This is a genomic window from Pseudomonas sp. MPR-R2A5, from assembly GCF_058793055.1.
Genome location: NZ_JBXAFK010000008.1, coordinates 61319 through 75832, shown reverse-complemented (window position 1 = coordinate 75832; position 14514 = coordinate 61319). Strand labels below are relative to the sequence as shown.

Annotated in this window: 16 protein-coding genes; 5 read left to right on the top strand and 11 right to left on the bottom strand. The window is 62.1% G+C overall.

What is annotated here, in order from left to right; translation table 11 throughout:
• Nucleotides 1-20 precede the first annotated feature (20 nt).
• From AC1Q6I_RS08655 to AC1Q6I_RS08645, 3 genes are read left to right on the top strand one after another with little or no spacing between them, the layout of a single operon-like run.
• Nucleotides 21-1202, top strand: a complete 1182-nt coding sequence (locus AC1Q6I_RS08655) for an amino acid ABC transporter permease (protein ID WP_102625053.1) — start codon at nucleotides 21-23, stop codon at nucleotides 1200-1202.
• A 10-nt stretch (nucleotides 1203-1212) separates the two neighbouring features.
• Nucleotides 1213-2310, top strand: coding sequence for an amino acid ABC transporter permease (locus AC1Q6I_RS08650; RefSeq protein ID WP_024073570.1), 1098 nt, complete (start codon nucleotides 1213-1215; stop codon nucleotides 2308-2310).
• 11 nt (nucleotides 2311-2321) lie between these two features.
• Entirely contained in the window at nucleotides 2322-3086 is a 765-nt protein-coding gene (locus AC1Q6I_RS08645; protein ID WP_003171943.1) for an amino acid ABC transporter ATP-binding protein, read from the top strand.
• 50 nt (nucleotides 3087-3136) lie between these two features.
• Here the strand turns inward: AC1Q6I_RS08645 and AC1Q6I_RS08640 are convergent, their stop codons facing one another.
• Together AC1Q6I_RS08640 and AC1Q6I_RS08635 are read right to left on the bottom strand one after the other, a co-directional pair.
• Entirely contained in the window at nucleotides 3137-3619 is a 483-nt protein-coding gene (locus AC1Q6I_RS08640; RefSeq protein ID WP_102625052.1) for a type II toxin-antitoxin system MqsA family antitoxin, read from the bottom strand.
• A complete protein-coding gene (locus tag AC1Q6I_RS08635; protein ID WP_102625051.1) occupies nucleotides 3616-3927 on the bottom strand; it encodes a type II toxin-antitoxin system MqsR family toxin in 312 nt (103 codons plus the stop codon). The genes AC1Q6I_RS08640 and AC1Q6I_RS08635 overlap by 4 nt, the downstream gene beginning before the upstream one ends.
• Nucleotides 3928-4086: 159 nt before the next feature.
• Between AC1Q6I_RS08635 and AC1Q6I_RS08630 the strand changes: the two genes are divergently transcribed.
• Together AC1Q6I_RS08630 and AC1Q6I_RS08625 are read left to right on the top strand one after the other, a co-directional pair.
• Entirely contained in the window at nucleotides 4087-4746 is a 660-nt protein-coding gene (locus AC1Q6I_RS08630; RefSeq protein ID WP_069077368.1) for a FadR/GntR family transcriptional regulator, read from the top strand.
• Nucleotides 4736-6001 (top strand): CynX/NimT family MFS transporter, encoded by a 1266-nt coding sequence (locus AC1Q6I_RS08625; RefSeq protein WP_102642542.1) that lies wholly within the window; start codon nucleotides 4736-4738, stop codon nucleotides 5999-6001. Before AC1Q6I_RS08630 ends, AC1Q6I_RS08625 begins: the two co-directional genes overlap by 11 nt.
• On the opposite strand, the gene AC1Q6I_RS08620 is transcribed toward AC1Q6I_RS08625, so the two are convergent.
• The 9 genes from AC1Q6I_RS08620 to AC1Q6I_RS08580 form a co-directional block, all read right to left on the bottom strand.
• Nucleotides 5998-6648, bottom strand: coding sequence for a DUF1120 domain-containing protein (locus AC1Q6I_RS08620; protein WP_102625663.1), 651 nt, complete (start codon nucleotides 6646-6648; stop codon nucleotides 5998-6000). The two genes, AC1Q6I_RS08625 and AC1Q6I_RS08620, sit on opposite strands and share 4 nt — an antisense overlap.
• Nucleotides 6649-6658: 10 nt before the next feature.
• Nucleotides 6659-7276: a DUF1120 domain-containing protein gene (locus AC1Q6I_RS08615; protein WP_102625662.1), complete on the bottom strand. Its 618-nt coding sequence runs from the start codon at nucleotides 7274-7276 to the stop codon at nucleotides 6659-6661.
• A 17-nt stretch (nucleotides 7277-7293) separates the two neighbouring features.
• On the bottom strand, nucleotides 7294-8418 hold the full coding sequence (locus tag AC1Q6I_RS08610) for a DUF1120 domain-containing protein (RefSeq protein WP_102625661.1): 1125 nt from the start codon (nucleotides 8416-8418) through the stop codon (nucleotides 7294-7296).
• 10 nt (nucleotides 8419-8428) lie between these two features.
• A complete protein-coding gene (locus AC1Q6I_RS08605; RefSeq protein ID WP_102625660.1) occupies nucleotides 8429-10858 on the bottom strand; it encodes a fimbria/pilus outer membrane usher protein in 2430 nt (809 codons plus the stop codon).
• 136 nt (nucleotides 10859-10994) lie between these two features.
• Nucleotides 10995-11708 carry a fimbria/pilus chaperone family protein gene (locus tag AC1Q6I_RS08600; protein ID WP_102625659.1) on the bottom strand — a complete coding sequence of 238 codons (714 nt, stop codon included), beginning with the start codon at nucleotides 11706-11708 and terminating at the stop codon, nucleotides 10995-10997.
• A gap of 12 nt (nucleotides 11709-11720) precedes the next feature.
• Complete coding sequence (locus tag AC1Q6I_RS08595) at nucleotides 11721-12347, bottom strand: DUF1120 domain-containing protein (RefSeq protein ID WP_024073580.1); 627 nt, start codon at nucleotides 12345-12347, stop codon at nucleotides 11721-11723.
• 23 nt (nucleotides 12348-12370) lie between these two features.
• Nucleotides 12371-13000, bottom strand: coding sequence for a DUF1120 domain-containing protein (locus tag AC1Q6I_RS08590; protein WP_024073581.1), 630 nt, complete (start codon nucleotides 12998-13000; stop codon nucleotides 12371-12373).
• 41 nt (nucleotides 13001-13041) lie between these two features.
• Nucleotides 13042-13665 (bottom strand): DUF1120 domain-containing protein, encoded by a 624-nt coding sequence (locus AC1Q6I_RS08585; RefSeq protein WP_102625658.1) that lies wholly within the window; start codon nucleotides 13663-13665, stop codon nucleotides 13042-13044.
• A gap of 125 nt (nucleotides 13666-13790) precedes the next feature.
• Complete coding sequence (locus AC1Q6I_RS08580; protein WP_024073583.1) at nucleotides 13791-14426, bottom strand: DUF1120 domain-containing protein; 636 nt, start codon at nucleotides 14424-14426, stop codon at nucleotides 13791-13793.
• Nucleotides 14427-14514: the final 88 nt, after the last annotated feature.

Here is a 14514-nt window from a genome sequence, read left to right as displayed (position 1 = left end):
CATTATTTCCGGGGCACTCCATGCAAAATCAAATCGGCGCACACAAGCAGAAGCTCAGCTTCAGCGATCCCAAGGTGCGTGCGTGGCTATTCCAGATCGTCACGATTGTGGCGGTGGTCTCGCTGGGCTGGTACCTGTTCAACAATACCCAGACCAACCTTCAACACCGGGGCATTACCTCGGGTTTCGACTTTCTTGAGCGCAGTGCCGGCTTCGGCATCGCTCAGCACCTGATCGACTACACCGAATCGGACAGCTATGCCCGGGTGTTTGTCATCGGCCTGCTCAACACCTTGCTGGTGACCGTGATCGGTGTGGTCCTGGCGACCCTGCTCGGCTTCATCATCGGCGTGGCGCGTTTGTCGCCCAACTGGATGATCAACAAGCTGGCGACCGTGTATGTGGAAGTGTTCCGCAACATCCCGCCGCTGCTGCAGATCCTGTTCTGGTACTTCGCGGTGTTCCTGACCATGCCGGGGCCGCGTAACAGCCACAACTTCGGCGATACCTTCTTTGTCAGCAGCCGTGGCCTGAATATGCCGGCCGCGCTGACCGCTGATGGTTTCTGGCCGTTTGTGGCCAGTGTGGTGCTTGCCATCGTGGCGATCGTGCTGATGGCGCGTTGGGCCAACAAACGCTTTGAAGCCACCGGCGTACCGTTCCACAAGTTCTGGGCGGGCCTGGCGCTGTTCATCCTGATCCCGGCGTTGTGCGCCTTGGTCTTCGGCGCGCCGCTGCACTGGGAAATGCCCAAGCTGCAGGGCTTCAACTTCGTCGGCGGCTGGGTACTGATCCCTGAACTGCTGGCGCTGACCCTGGCGTTGACGGTGTACACGGCGGCGTTTATCGCCGAGATCGTGCGCTCGGGCATCAAGTCCGTCAGCCACGGCCAGACCGAAGCCGCGCGCTCCCTGGGCCTGCGCCCGGGGCCGACGCTGCGCAAGGTCATCATCCCGCAAGCCTTGCGGGTGATCATTCCGCCGCTGACCAGCCAATACCTGAACCTGGCGAAAAACTCTTCGCTGGCCGCTGGTATCGGTTATCCGGAAATGGTTTCGCTGTTTGCCGGCACGGTGCTCAACCAGACCGGCCAGGCCATCGAAGTCATTGCCATCACCATGAGCGTGTACCTGGCGATCAGCATCAGCATTTCCCTGCTGATGAACTGGTACAACAAGCGCATTGCGCTGATCGAGCGGTGAGGAAACGCACATGAGTTCGCATACGTTCAAACCTGATATGCCGCCGCCGAGCAAAGTCTTCGGGCCGATGGCATGGATGCGCGCCAACCTGTTCTCCAGCTGGCTCAATACCCTGCTGACGCTGTTGGCGTTTTACCTGATCTACCTGGTGGTGCCGCCAATCCTGCACTGGGCCATCCTCGATGCCAACTGGGTCGGCACCACGCGCGCCGATTGCACGAAAGAGGGCGCGTGCTGGGTGTTTATCCAACAGCGCTTCGGGCAGTTCATGTACGGCTACTACCCCGGCGACCTGCGCTGGCGCGTGGACCTGACCGTGTGGCTGGCCATCGTCGGCGTGGCACCGTTGTTCATCTCGCGTTTCCCGCGCAAGGCGATCTATGGCCTGGGCTTCCTGGTGCTGTACCCGATCATTGCCTACTTCCTGTTGCACGGCGGCATCTTTGGCCTGAGCAACGTGGCGACCAGCCAATGGGGCGGCCTGATGCTGACTCTGGTCATCGCCACCGTCGGTATCGCCGGCGCGTTGCCGCTGGGCATTGTGCTGGCCTTGGGGCGGCGCTCGAACATGCCGGCGATCCGGGTGGTCTGCGTGACCTTTATCGAGTTCTGGCGCGGCGTGCCGTTGATCACCGTGCTGTTCATGTCTTCGGTGATGTTGCCGTTGTTCCTGCCCGAAGGCATGGGCATCGACAAGCTGCTGCGGGCGTTGATCGGCGTGATCCTGTTCCAGTCGGCCTATGTGGCTGAAGTGGTGCGCGGTGGTTTGCAGGCGATTCCCAAGGGCCAGTACGAAGCGGCCGCGGCGATGGGCCTGGGCTACTGGCGCAGCATGGGCCTGGTGATTTTGCCGCAGGCCCTGAAGATGGTGATCCCTGGCATCGTCAACACGTTTATTGCGCTGTTCAAGGACACCAGCCTGGTGATCATCATCGGCCTGTTCGACCTGCTCAACAGCGTCAAGCAAGCCGCCGCCGACCCGAAATGGCTGGGCATGGCCACCGAAGGCTACGTGTTCGCCGCCCTGGTGTTCTGGATTTTCTGTTTTGGTATGTCGCGCTATTCCATTCATTTGGAACACAAGCTCGACACAGGCCACAAGCGTTAGGAGTTGTTGTTATGAGCGAAGCGATCAAACAGCCTGTGAGCCCTGAAGGCATTATCCAGATGCAGGGCGTCAACAAGTGGTACGGCCAGTTCCACGTGTTGAAAGACATCAACCTCAACGTCAAGCAGGGCGAGCGTATCGTGCTGTGCGGCCCGTCGGGTTCCGGCAAGTCCACCACCATCCGCTGCCTCAACCGCCTGGAAGAACACCAGCAGGGCCGCATCGTGGTCGACGGCGTGGAACTGACCAACGACCTCAAGCAGATCGAAGCGATCCGCCGTGAAGTCGGCATGGTGTTCCAGCATTTCAACCTGTTCCCGCACCTGACCATCCTGCAGAACTGCACGCTGGCGCCGATGTGGGTGCGCAAGATGCCCAAGCGCAAGGCTGAAGAAATTGCCATGCACTACCTGGAGCGCGTGCGCATTCCAGAGCAGGCCCACAAGTTTCCGGGCCAGCTCTCGGGCGGCCAGCAACAGCGGGTGGCCATCGCCCGTGCGCTGTGCATGAAGCCGAAAATCATGCTGTTCGACGAACCGACCTCGGCCCTCGACCCAGAAATGGTCAAGGAAGTACTCGACACCATGATCGGCCTGGCCGAAGACGGCATGACCATGTTGTGCGTGACCCACGAAATGGGCTTCGCCCGTACCGTGGCCAACCGCGTGATCTTCATGGACAAGGGCGAGATCGTGGAGCAGGCGGCGCCGAATGACTTCTTCGACAACCCGCAGAATGACCGGACCAAGTTGTTCTTGAGCCAGATCCTGCATTGATCGATGTTTGAAAAAATAAACCCGGCCTGGCCGGGTTTATTTTTGTCTGTTCATGAGGCCTTGAGCGCCTCATCTTCTGTGTTCACGGTATCAGTGAACCCCCGCAGGTCAGCGCCTTCGGCCAATACCTTGGCGTCGGCGAGCAAATGAGGGTAACGGTCCAATAATCGCATCAACAGAACCAGTGGCTTCGGTGGCAGAAGCTCACCGCGTTCATAACGTGAAAAAGCGTTGTGGCCGCCACCCGACAAGAGTTGCACGGTTTCTTTTTGCGTAAGGTGCAGCTTGCGACGGATGCGTTTCATCTCGTTGCCGATCATTGTCCGTGCGGCGTGGACGAGTTCATCCCCTGCTTTTGCGTGGCGTTCCGCACTATCCGGGTCATACATGCCGTCGCTGCATGCATGGCATTCCCAGCCAGAAAGGTCATCGACACGACGCTCCATCCCTTTGACGCTGATGGTCTCGCTACGGCCCTCGAACCGAGTCATGCCGTCGGGCGTACCGCATATAAAGCACTGTTGAGTCTTCATGAGTTGCACTCCTTGAAGGAGATTACCGGTGGGTTACCGCCTGAGCGGTAAGAGACCTTTATGTAAATCTCCATGCCGTGTGAACTGATGTGGTACACGTCCTGCCAGACCTTATGGTCTGCATAGGTAGTCATTGATTTGTACAACATCCTGGTTTGCAATTGAAAAACGACTTCTTGCATTTCATGGATCTCAAAGCCGAGTTTCCTTCCTGCGCTCTTCGCCGTTGAGGTAAATGCTTTTTCCTTAAGCCGCCTGACATCCGCCTTGATCACCGCCAGATCGTAATGAGGTGTGTACTTTTCCATAAGACACCTGAGCCGGATAATTACCCTCTAAGGGTAATTTTACTAATCGAAAATACTGCTCCTTTTCCTGCCTAAGAACCCTAGTGCGTTGCCTTTGTAGGTAACTCTGAATAGGCTGTAGGAAAATTCATCCTATGATTGGACGAAAGCCAACATTCCATGACAGACATCGCCCCCCTGATCAAACGCTCCCTGGTGGACCAGGCCCTGGAGCAGTTGCGCTGGCGCATTACCGAAGGCAAGTGGGCCATCGGCGAGCGCCTGCCCACCGAGCCGGAGCTGTCGGCCGAGTTGGGCATCAGCCGCAATACCGTGCGCGAAGCCATGCGCGTGCTGGCGTTCTGCGGGTTGATCGACATCCGCCAGGGCGACGGCAGTTACCTGCGTTCGATGACTGACCCGCTGGGGGCGATGCGGGCGTTATCCCATTGCACCCTGGGACAGGCGCAGGAGACGCGGCAGATTCTCGAAGTGGAGGCCGTCGGCCTCGCTGCCGCGCGCCGTACCGAGGACGATCTCAACGGCCTGCATGAGGCACTCAAGGCCAGCGCCGAGCTGTACCACGGTGACCTGGAGGCCTATATCAGTGCTGACCTGGTGTTCCACGCACGGCTGGTGGACGCCGCGCACAACCCCGCCTTGAGCGAGCTGTACCAGTATTTTTCGGCGGTCATCGGCGCCCAGTTGCGCCAGACCCTGAACATTTCGCCGCGCCGCCAGGCGGTGTTCGACCTGCATATCGCCCTGCTCGACGCCGTGGAACACCAGGACCCGGAACGCGCCAAATCCATCTGCCGGCAGTTGATTAATGAGCCTTGAAGCCAAACGCACGCCCGAACTCGAAGAACTGTTGATCGATGCCGAAGCCGACGACGAGGTGGTGCAACACCGCCACCCGGTGGTGAATCGCCCGTGGCTGTTGCTGTTGGGCCTGATCCTGGTGGCCTTGAACTTGCGCCCGGCGCTGTCGAGCATGGCGCCGTTGCTGGCAGACGTTTCCAGCAGCCTGGGGTTGTCGGCGGCCAGGGCCGGTTTGCTTACCACCTTGCCGGTGCTGTGCCTGGGCCTGTTCGCACCCATGGCGCCGATCCTGGCCCGGCGTTTTGGCGCCGAGCGCGTGGTGCTGGGGATTTTGCTGACCTTGGCCGCCGGCATCCTCCTGCGCAGTGCTTTTGGCGAAGTGGGTCTGTTCGTCGGCAGCCTGGTCGCGGGCGCGAGTATCGGCATCATCGGCGTGTTGCTGCCGGGCATCGTCAAGCGTGATTTCGCCAGGCAGGCCGGCGCCATGACCGGGGTCTACACCATGGCCCTGTGCCTGGGGGCAGCGCTGGCGGCAGGTGCAACGGTGCCCCTCAGTCATTATTTCGGCGATCGCTGGACCTTCGGCCTGGGCTTCTGGATTGTGCCGGCGCTGGTGGCGGCGTTGTTCTGGTGGCCCCAGGTCGGCCAGAAGCAGAGTGCCCACCAGGTCGCCTATCAGGTCAAAGGCTTGCTGCGCGACCCGCTGGCCTGGCAGGTGACCTTGTACATGGGCCTGCAATCGTCCCTGGCGTACATCGTGTTTGGCTGGCTGCCGTCGATCCTGATCGGCCGTGGCTTGAGTGCCACCGAAGCCGGGTTGGCGCTGTCCGGCTCCATCATCGTGCAATTGTTCAGTTCACTGGCCGCGCCCTGGCTGGCCACGCGCGGTAAGGATCAGCGCCTGGCCATTGTGGTGGTGATGCTGCTGACCCTCGGCGGCCTGTTCGGCTGCCTGTATGCGCCACTCGACGGGCTGTGGGGCTGGGCCATTCTGTTGGGGCTGGGCCAGGGCGGGACGTTCAGCCTGGCGTTGACCTTGATCGTGCTGCGCTCACGGGATTCCCATGTGGCCGCGAACCTGTCGAGCATGGCCCAGGGCATCGGCTACACCCTGGCATCCGCCGGCCCGCTCGCGGTGGGGCTGATACACGATTGGACCGGCGGCTGGGCTGCCACCGGCTGGGTGTTCGCGGTCCTCGGCCTGGGCGCCGTCGTCGCCGGTCTCGGTGCGGGGCGGGCGAAATACGTGGGTGTCAGCAGCGAAGCCGTCTAGAGATACACCACCTCCAGGGTCGCGGAACCGTCCAGGGGAATGTCGGTGCTCAGGTCCAGGTTCTGCTTGGCATTGATCACCGCCTCCAGGGTCAGCGTGCTGGTCAGGGTTTGGATGGCGGCCGGGCCGTCGGTGCTGCCCTCGATGTCGGTGAACCCCAGCAGGCTTCGGGCGCCGATGTCGATCGGGTTTTGATTGGCCGTGCGCCAGGCCGCGCCGCCGGTGGTGGATTCGGTGCCGAACACCTGTGGCAACGGGCTGGCCACGGTCTGCTTCGGGTCGAACTTGAGTGAGTAGACCCCGACCTTGTTGCCACTGTTGTCGTACCCCAACCCGTAATAGATCTCGCTGTTGACGTGGGCCGAACCTTCGCGGTTGTCGCGCATGCGCAACGCGTAGCGACCCGGTGCGTTGCAACTGACGGTCAACGTCAGGGATTTGAGCGGCAGCCGGGTGCCTGTGGCCTGGTTGAGGTCTTGTTGGGATATCTTGCCGAATTCGACCAACCCACCGCCGGAAAACACCGGGGTGCAGGCCATGGGGGTGATCAGGCCTGTCACGCGCAAGTCGACGGTGGAGGCGGCCTGGGCTGTCGATACAGGGGCCAGCCACGCACCGGCGGTTAGGGCGAGCAGTAACGTTTTCATGGTTTGACTCCTATAAGTACTTCACGGTCAGGGTCACGGAGCCGTCTATAGGCGCTTCTTTTATCAGCAGCAACGTGTCGGTCGGGGCGATGATCGGCTGGATCGACAAGCGGGCGCTCAGTTGTTGTACCGGCGCCGGGACGGTCACGTTCCTGATGGGGGTGAACGCGCTCAGGGCGTGCGGTGACAGAATTACCGACGGCGCCCACGTAGAAGGGCCGCTTGAGATGAGCGTGTACATCTCGACGCCGTCGGCCACGGCTGAATCGAAACTCAAATTCAAGGCGCCCAGCCTTTGGTTGTCGTTGATCAAGCCCAGGCCGAACGAATGGCTTTGATCACCGGAATAACTGGAGCCCTGTCGGTTATCCCGGGGTTCCAGGGCCAGCAGGGTCGACGCCTGGCAGTCGATCGCCAATTTCAGGCTATGAGGCGGCAGCCGGGTGGGTTGATGGGCGTTCAGGTCCTTGGCGGCGATCTTGCCTACGTCATACACGCCACCATTGGACAGGCTGGGTTCACAGGCACTGGGGGTGAGCTGGCCGCTGACGCCCAGGTCAACAGTGGAGGCGGCCTGCGCCAGTGAGTTGAGCAATAGCGTCGTGAGGAGCAAATAGCGATTGAACATGAGGATTCCTGTGGCACTTAGAAGTAGATGATTTCCAGGGTGGCTGAACCGTCGAGTTCGATTTCGCCGCTGAGGTCCAGGTCTACGAGTGGCGCGATCACGGCGTTCAGGGTCAGCAGCGCGCTCAGGTTCTGCAGGGCGTTGGGCCCCTCCGTGCTGCCGGCGGTCGCGGTAAAGCCCAGCAAGCTGCGGGCACCCAAGGCGATGGGGGTGGCGCTGGCGCCGCTCCAGGCGTTGCCGCTGGTGGTGGAGTCGGTACGGTACATTTGGGGCAGGCTGTCGGCGGTGACCAGGGCCGGGTCGACGGTCAACGCGTAACGGCCGATTTTCTGCCCGCGCGCGTCATGGCCCAGGCCGTAGGCGGTCTCGTCGACGCCGCCGGTGGCTGAGCCGCTGCGGTTGTCGTGCATCACCAAGGCAAAAGGCGTAGGCCCGTCACACGCGACGGTGAGGGTCAGCGGTCGGGAGGGCAGGGGCGTATCCCTGTCGTTGTGCAGGTCGCCGATCGATAACTTGCCAAAATCCACTGTCCCGCTGTTGGACAGGGTTGGCGTGCAGGCGGCCGGGGCGAAGCTGGCTTGCAGATGCAACGCCCGTGAACGGCCCGATGCGGGCGCGTCCACCAGCCCCTCCGTTTCCCAAGTGACGGCGTCGCGCACATGAGTGGCTGCATCGAGGGCCCAGGCGCTGACGTCCAGTTGCACGGAAAAACTGCTGCCGGTTGCGGGCTGGCCGTTGTACATCGGCACGATGCCGTGGTCAGCCCGCCACGTCAGCGTCGAGGCGACCGCCGCTGGCGCCTGGTCTTGTGCTGGCAGCAGGCCGAGTTCCACGGCCCGGCCATCCAGCACCCCGTCCCGCACCTGCACGCGGTAGCTGCCGCCTTCGGTGAAGCGCAAGCGCTCGGTACCGGCGGCCAGGGCGCGGTAAAACAGGCGCATGTCACTGGGTTGCGGGCAGTTCAAGGTCAGCGACAGACGGCGTTCGCCGAGCAATCGCTCTGGCGCAGATGCGGGGCCGCTGGCGCGTTTCATCAAGCCGAAATCCAGGCGCGACTGGCTGAGGTCCAGGCGGCAGTCGTCCTGTGCGTGGACGGTGCCGGCCAGGAGCGCCAAGGCGGCCAGGGCGTAGTGAAGGTTCATGATGGTGTCCTCAAGGAGTCTGGCAGCGCGCCGGGGCGGTTTCGTAGTACACGTGGGGGTCGGCCTTGGCGGGCAGTTCAAAGCGCAAGTGGCAGCGTGGCTGGCCGGGGGCCTTGATCCACAGCGTGCGGGTGTCGAGCACGTTGGGGATAAATACCTGGTTGTTTTCCTGGACCAGCGTGATGAACTCGCCGTCTTCGGTGGTCACCGCTGCGCCACGGGGCACGGGTCGGTCCAGGGTCAGCAGTGCGCGACGGGTCAGCGATACGCCGAATTCAACCCGGTCTACCGCGCCGCGCCCCGCCGATACCACGGCCAGTCCATTGCTGATGTCGGCATTGCGCGGCAATGAACGGGTTTGGACTTCCACCGGGCTACGGCCATAGGGGCTGAGCTGGGACGCCACGGCGTGGCCTTGCCAGTCGGTCCATACCGGGCCACTGGGGGTACTCACCTGCACGCCGGCCATCTCGCCCACCGACACCACGGCGAAGGTGTCGCGCACCGGGTAGGGCGAGAACGTCACCCCACCGCCATGCATGACCACTGCGCCACGGGCACCGCCCTGGTAGCTTGAGCGCTCGGCATCGGAGCGGGTGTAGTTGAAATCCAGCTGGCTGTAATACGGCAAGGCAGAAAGGCCGAGGGACGACTCCACCTCACGGTCGCGGGTGTCGTGTTCCACGGCGACCCGGTAAGCCAACTGCTCATTGATCTGTTCGTTGAGGCCCAGCCCGGTGCGGTGTTCACCCCTCGAGTTGCGCACCCATGCCCGGCCACGGCGACTGTCCCCAAGCGGCACGCTGAGATTCAGGTACAGGCTGTTGTCATTGTGCTGGCGGCCACTGACTTGCCATTCGGCCGTGGCGGAAACGGACACACCGCGTACCTGGGTGCCCCACGACGCCAGGGCACGGCTGCTGCTGTCGCCCTGGAACGAAGACGACCGGGACATGCCCGCACTGAACGCACCCCACCCTGGGTGGGACCAGGAAACCGTGGCGCTTTGCTGGTCGCGGTAGCGTGAGCGTTGCTGTGGCTCGGTGTCGGTGACGTACGTCGACTCGGTCAGGTCGCGGTACCCCTCAGTGCGCCAGGAGTTGGCGGCGCTGACCGCCCAGCGCTCGTTCAACTTCTGCGACCAGGACAGGTCGGTCTGCACACCGCGCTCGCGGATTCGGCGCGTCGCCTCTGCGCCCACCACGGCCACTTGCACCTGGCTGTCCTGCCAGGGCAACAACCCCAGGCTCAGGCCCGCCGAACGATAATCTTCGGCCGCCAGTACGCCGCTGCCGAAGCTGACTTGCGGATGGAGTGATGCACTCCAGCCGGCGCTCACCACCCACGGCTCGGCGGCCTGGCCATCGCCTATGCTACGTACCCGCCCGGCGGCCACCGAGTAGCCGGGCGCAGGCAGGTCCAGGCCAAGCATGGCCGCGGGTACGGTGAAGCGGCGTTCCTCGCCGGTGGCTTCCTTGACGGTCACTTCAACGTCGGAGCGCCCGTTCAGGCGCGGCACATTGCTCAACGAAAAGGGCCCGGCGGGCACCACGGTGGAGTGGATCAAGGTGCCGTTCTGGCGAACTTCGACCTGCGCCGGCCCATTGGCGATGCCGTTGATCGTCGCGCCCTGGTTCTGCTCTTGCAGGGCCTGTTCATTGAGCACTTGTACGCCGGTGATTTGCGCGCCGGCGAGTACCGGGTTGTAGAGGTTGATCTGCCCGGCCTGCAGCACCGCCTGTTGACTGGCGAAGGTGCGTTGGGCGTAGGCGTCCAGGTGGGTGGTGCGCGAGGCACGGTCTTGCCAGGTTTGTACCTGGCGACTGCGTACGATCCAGTCGCCCGCATTGAAACCGACCTCGGTATTGGCCGAGGCAAAACGGCTGGTGTCGTCGCTGTATTGGCTGTATAGCCCGGTGATGTCGTAATTGATCAGCGCGGCAAAACCGCCGGTTGAATAACCGGAAATGTCCTGCGTCAGCGGACGCAGCGCCTGGGTCGGTACCACCAGGGCCAGGCTCAGGCTGGCCGGGTCCGCATCGATCACGGTTTGTGGGTAGTCCTGGAGGAAGCCGTAGCAGCTGCTTTCCTCTGCCGGGCCGGTTGACGGCATAACCAACTGGCCGGCGTCGAGCAACGGTGGGTCGAAGCACAGCGCGCCGTGCTGATCGAAGCTCACGTCCACGCGGCCACGGCGCTGGCCGTTGACGCTCAGGCTGAGCGCATGGCGCCCTGGGGCGAACCGCGGTGCCTGCATCAACAGGCTGGCAAGCTCGGGGTCGATTCCCCGCTGACGCAACGTCTGCGGGTCGAAGGCGCTGGCCGTTGATGGGGTGTCCGCCCAGGCGGCGTTCGACAGCAGTATCTGCCCCAGGAACAATGGGATAAATGCCCGGCGTGGTGAAATGCCGGGCACGGCTTTGCCGTCACGGATGTTCATGACTGTGTTCACACAAGTGCACTCATAGGATGGAAAAACCGCCACGATTTCCTATCGCTGCAGGTCGTTTCCTGGTGGCCTTAGGGGTGGCCACTTCGTTTTTATTGGCGCCGTTACGTCCCTGGGCGGCGCTGAGTTACAGGCTGATCGCGGCGTCGTGAGCCGGTACTGCAAAGCCATACACCGTGGCCGGTTGCAGGCGTACGGTGGTGGCTGCCGCGCCATTGGTCGTCACCGTCAGTGTTTCGCCTGGCAACACGTAGGTGCGCGGCAACATGGCCGAGCCGTTACCAGGCAGCAATTGCAGCTCCTGGGCCAGGCGTACCACGTACGGCGTGGGGTTACGCACGCTCAGTTGGTCATTGTCCAAATGCCAGGTCAGGCCCAGCCAAGGCTCGCGGTTACGCGCCAGGCCTTTGGGGTGAATGATCACCGGCAGGTTCTGGCGCACGGTCACACCCACTTGGGCGCGCCCGGCCCGGTTGCGGTCCTGCTGGGCAGGCATGCCTTCGAAAATCACCCGCTTGAGGCGCTGGGTCTTCAACGGTTCCTGGCTTTGCAGGATGAAACGCACCAGCTGGCTTTTGGACGCTTCGACCCGGCTCAGGGGCGGGGTGACGAACAACAGGGTTTCGGGGTCCTCGGGGATGTTCTCAAGGGTCACGTGCATCAGGGCCACTTTGTTATCGGTGTTGCTCACTGACACAGAGGCTTCGCCATCTGCTTCATAGACGAGCACCACCGACGTGTCCGGCACCATGCCATCGGCCAGGCTGGCGGTGGCAACGCACAAGAGGCCAAGGGTAAGGCCGATCCAATGCCAGGTTGATAAAGAGCTGTACATCGTCATTACTCGCGAGGATTAGAGGTACTTGAGGTCCAGGGTGATCGAACCGTCGAGGGGGACTTCTTCTTTCAGGGTCAGGGTGTTGGCCGGGCTGATGGACGTGTCCACCCGCAGGCTCGCCACCAGTTGGCGCAAGGGCCCGGGCAACAGCACGCCGGCCGGGGCGAATGCCATGAGTTTGCGTGGGTAGGCGTGGGGCTCGGGTGTCCAGGTGGCGCCATTGTCCGCCGAGGTCAGGGTCTGCAAGGTGGCGTTGTCCCCCACTGGGCCGCGCAGTGACAAACTGACGTGCCCCAGGCGTTCGCTCGGCGCATGGATGTTCATGCCCAAGCCGTAGAACACCTGCGGGTCCGGGGACGAATTGCCCTGGTTGTCGATGCCTGTGAGGGCAAACAGGGTTGGGCCTTCGCAACTGATGCTCAGCCCCATTTGCTGGTTGGGCAGCACGGTGAAGTCAGTCAGGTTCAGCGTGCGTGCCGGGATCTTGCCGTAATCGACCAGGCCGCTGTCAGACAGCGAAACCGAGCAGGCCTGGGGCGTGATGCGACCGGCTATATCCAAGTCCACGGCGGATCTGGCGAAGGAGGGCGTCAGGTGCAAGGCGAGCAAGGTAAGTGCCAAACAGTGGATAGGTCGATTCATCGGGCAAAATCCCTGTGGGGGTTTTAGAGGTAATGGACTTCAACGGTACCGCTGGCCCGGAAGGCGACTTCTTCTGTCAGGGTCAGGCCGTCGGCACGGGCAATCTCCGCATAGATCTTCAAGTCGGTCGCAAAGTGCGTGCTGGGGATAGGCTGTGTCGGGTCAGTCGGATTGCTGGGGGCATGCAGTGAGTCGCCGATGTAAAACCCTTGGCCATTGTTACGGCTCCAGGTTTTGCCACCGTCTTCCGACTCGCTGATGTGTACGGTTTGGTTATCGGTCGTGGAGTTTTCAAAGGTGATACGGACCAGGCCGATCTTCTCTTGGGCCGGTGTCAGGCCCAGCCCCAGATACCAATAATTACTGCTGGTATCCGGCTGATTGTCGATGAGCTTGAACGCCATGGCGGTCGGGCCCTCGCAGTCGATTTTCAGCAGTAACCGGTTCTCTGCCAGCTTTGTTGTTGAGGTCTGGTTCAGGTCTTTCGCCGCCACCTTGCCGTAATCGATCTGCCCACCCGCCGATAGGCTGGGTGTGCAGGAGCTGGGGGTGATCAACCCCTTGACGCTCAGGTCGACAGTGGAGGCGGCGAATGCAGGTGCAAGACTGCCGAGCAAGCAACAGCTGATCAGGCTTTTAAGTGTGGTCTTCATGATGAGGAATATTCTTGGTAGAAGGGATCAGGGTCAGGGAATTACAGGTACTTCACTTGAAGGGTGGCGCTGCCATCGATGGGCACTTCGTCCACCAGGGGCAGGTCCTTGGCCGGTACCAGGGTGGTGAAGGCGCTCAAGCGGGCGTTCAGCACCTTGATGGCGATGGGCGTATAGAGGTCTGCCGGGGCGGCAAAGGCTGTGATACCGGCGTGGCCCAGGTATGACGAGATCCGCCAACTGCTGCCGCCGTTGCTGGATATGATGGCGTGCACCGGTTGAGTGTCGGCCACCGCGTCGAACACGCTGAAGGCGGCGCTGCCCAGCATTTGGTCGTCGTTGATGGTGCCCAGGCCATGGCTGGCGGGGTGAATGGCCGACGTACCGGCGCGGTTGTCGACGGTGGTCAGGGTAAAGAAGGTGGCCGCCTCGCAATTGACTTCCAGTAGCAACTCGCCGGTTGGCAGGCGGGTGGGCTGCTCTGGGTTGAGGTCCTTTACCGTCAGCTTGCCGTGGTCGACGATGCCGCCGCTGGACAACGTCGGTGTGCAGGAACTGGGCGTGATGGTCCCGCCGACACTCAAACTGGTGCTGCTGGCCGCGAAAGTCGCGGGTGCGCAGGCAATCAGCAGGCTGGCCACGAGGCCTGAGGTGAATCTATCCATGGGTAATCGTCCTGATTGAAGACGGGAACCATCTGCAAGCCGGCCGCTGGCAGTGTGGCGCAACCGTCGATAGGGGGGCTCCCATGCAGGGCAGGGAGGAGGGCGGTATGCTTCATGCCTGCGTGCTACAGGTACTTGACTTCAAGCGTGGCGAGGCCGTCGATTTCAACCTCTTCCTGGCCCATGTCCCAACTGTTGGTGGCGTTGATAAAGGTAGTGACCATCAGGTCTGCAGTGACGTTTTTGAGGGGGATAGGGCCCTCTCGACCGGTTGGCCTGTCACGAAACCCCAGCAGCTCCAAAGGACTGGTGATGGCTTCTTCATTGTTCATCCAGGTCAGGCCGCCATCCCTCGAGAGAATCGGGTAGAGGGGGCCGCCGTCGCCGTTGACAGGGTTCCCATACTCCAGATCGTACTGGCCGAGTTTTTGCGTACCGTTGACGAAGCCCAGGCCGAAACTATTCGAGTAGGTGGCCGAGCCTGCCCGGTTATCGGTTGCCTGGACCGCGAACAGGGTATGGGCGTCGCAGCCGATGGTCAGTTTCAAGACGGATGTAGGGAGACGGGTCCAATTGGTCGGGCTGAGGTCCTTGGCCGAAATCTTGCCGTGATCGACGACGCCATTAGCGGACAAGGATGGCGTGCACGCCGTCGGGGTGATCAGGCCAGTGACGGTCAGGTCCACACTGCTGGCGGCAACCGCAGCACCTGAGGTGGCGAGCATGACGAGAGTGGCGAGTGCTGCTAGGGGCTTTTTCATGTTTTGAAGTTCCGGTGCAAGGCTTGCTGACGGCAGGAAAACAGGAGATGCCGTCTGGTTTTCAGCGACCGGCGTGATGGCTGGTCGT

Excerpts from the sequence above, each read along its gene's own strand:
- AC1Q6I_RS08655 (WP_102625053.1), top strand. The coding sequence starts at position 21 with ATGCAAAATCAAATCGGCGCACACAAGCAGAAGCTCAGCTTCAGCGAT.
- AC1Q6I_RS08650 (WP_024073570.1), top strand. The coding sequence starts at position 1,213 with ATGAGTTCGCATACGTTCAAACCTGATATGCCGCCGCCGAGCAAAGTC.
- AC1Q6I_RS08645 (WP_003171943.1), top strand. The coding sequence starts at position 2,322 with ATGAGCGAAGCGATCAAACAGCCTGTGAGCCCTGAAGGCATTATCCAG.
- AC1Q6I_RS08640 (WP_102625052.1), bottom strand. The coding sequence starts at position 3,619 with ATGAAGACTCAACAGTGCTTTATATGCGGTACGCCCGACGGCATGACT.
- AC1Q6I_RS08635 (WP_102625051.1), bottom strand. The coding sequence starts at position 3,927 with ATGGAAAAGTACACACCTCATTACGATCTGGCGGTGATCAAGGCGGAT.
- AC1Q6I_RS08630 (WP_069077368.1), top strand. The coding sequence starts at position 4,087 with ATGACAGACATCGCCCCCCTGATCAAACGCTCCCTGGTGGACCAGGCC.
- AC1Q6I_RS08625 (WP_102642542.1), top strand. The coding sequence starts at position 4,736 with ATGAGCCTTGAAGCCAAACGCACGCCCGAACTCGAAGAACTGTTGATC.
- AC1Q6I_RS08620 (WP_102625663.1), bottom strand. The coding sequence starts at position 6,648 with ATGAAAACGTTACTGCTCGCCCTAACCGCCGGTGCGTGGCTGGCCCCT.
- AC1Q6I_RS08615 (WP_102625662.1), bottom strand. The coding sequence starts at position 7,276 with ATGTTCAATCGCTATTTGCTCCTCACGACGCTATTGCTCAACTCACTG.
- AC1Q6I_RS08610 (WP_102625661.1), bottom strand. The coding sequence starts at position 8,418 with ATGAACCTTCACTACGCCCTGGCCGCCTTGGCGCTCCTGGCCGGCACC.
- AC1Q6I_RS08605 (WP_102625660.1), bottom strand. The coding sequence starts at position 10,858 with ATGAACATCCGTGACGGCAAAGCCGTGCCCGGCATTTCACCACGCCGG.
- AC1Q6I_RS08600 (WP_102625659.1), bottom strand. The coding sequence starts at position 11,708 with ATGACGATGTACAGCTCTTTATCAACCTGGCATTGGATCGGCCTTACC.
- AC1Q6I_RS08595 (WP_024073580.1), bottom strand. The coding sequence starts at position 12,347 with ATGAATCGACCTATCCACTGTTTGGCACTTACCTTGCTCGCCTTGCAC.
- AC1Q6I_RS08590 (WP_024073581.1), bottom strand. The coding sequence starts at position 13,000 with ATGAAGACCACACTTAAAAGCCTGATCAGCTGTTGCTTGCTCGGCAGT.
- AC1Q6I_RS08585 (WP_102625658.1), bottom strand. The coding sequence starts at position 13,665 with ATGGATAGATTCACCTCAGGCCTCGTGGCCAGCCTGCTGATTGCCTGC.
- AC1Q6I_RS08580 (WP_024073583.1), bottom strand. The coding sequence starts at position 14,426 with ATGAAAAAGCCCCTAGCAGCACTCGCCACTCTCGTCATGCTCGCCACC.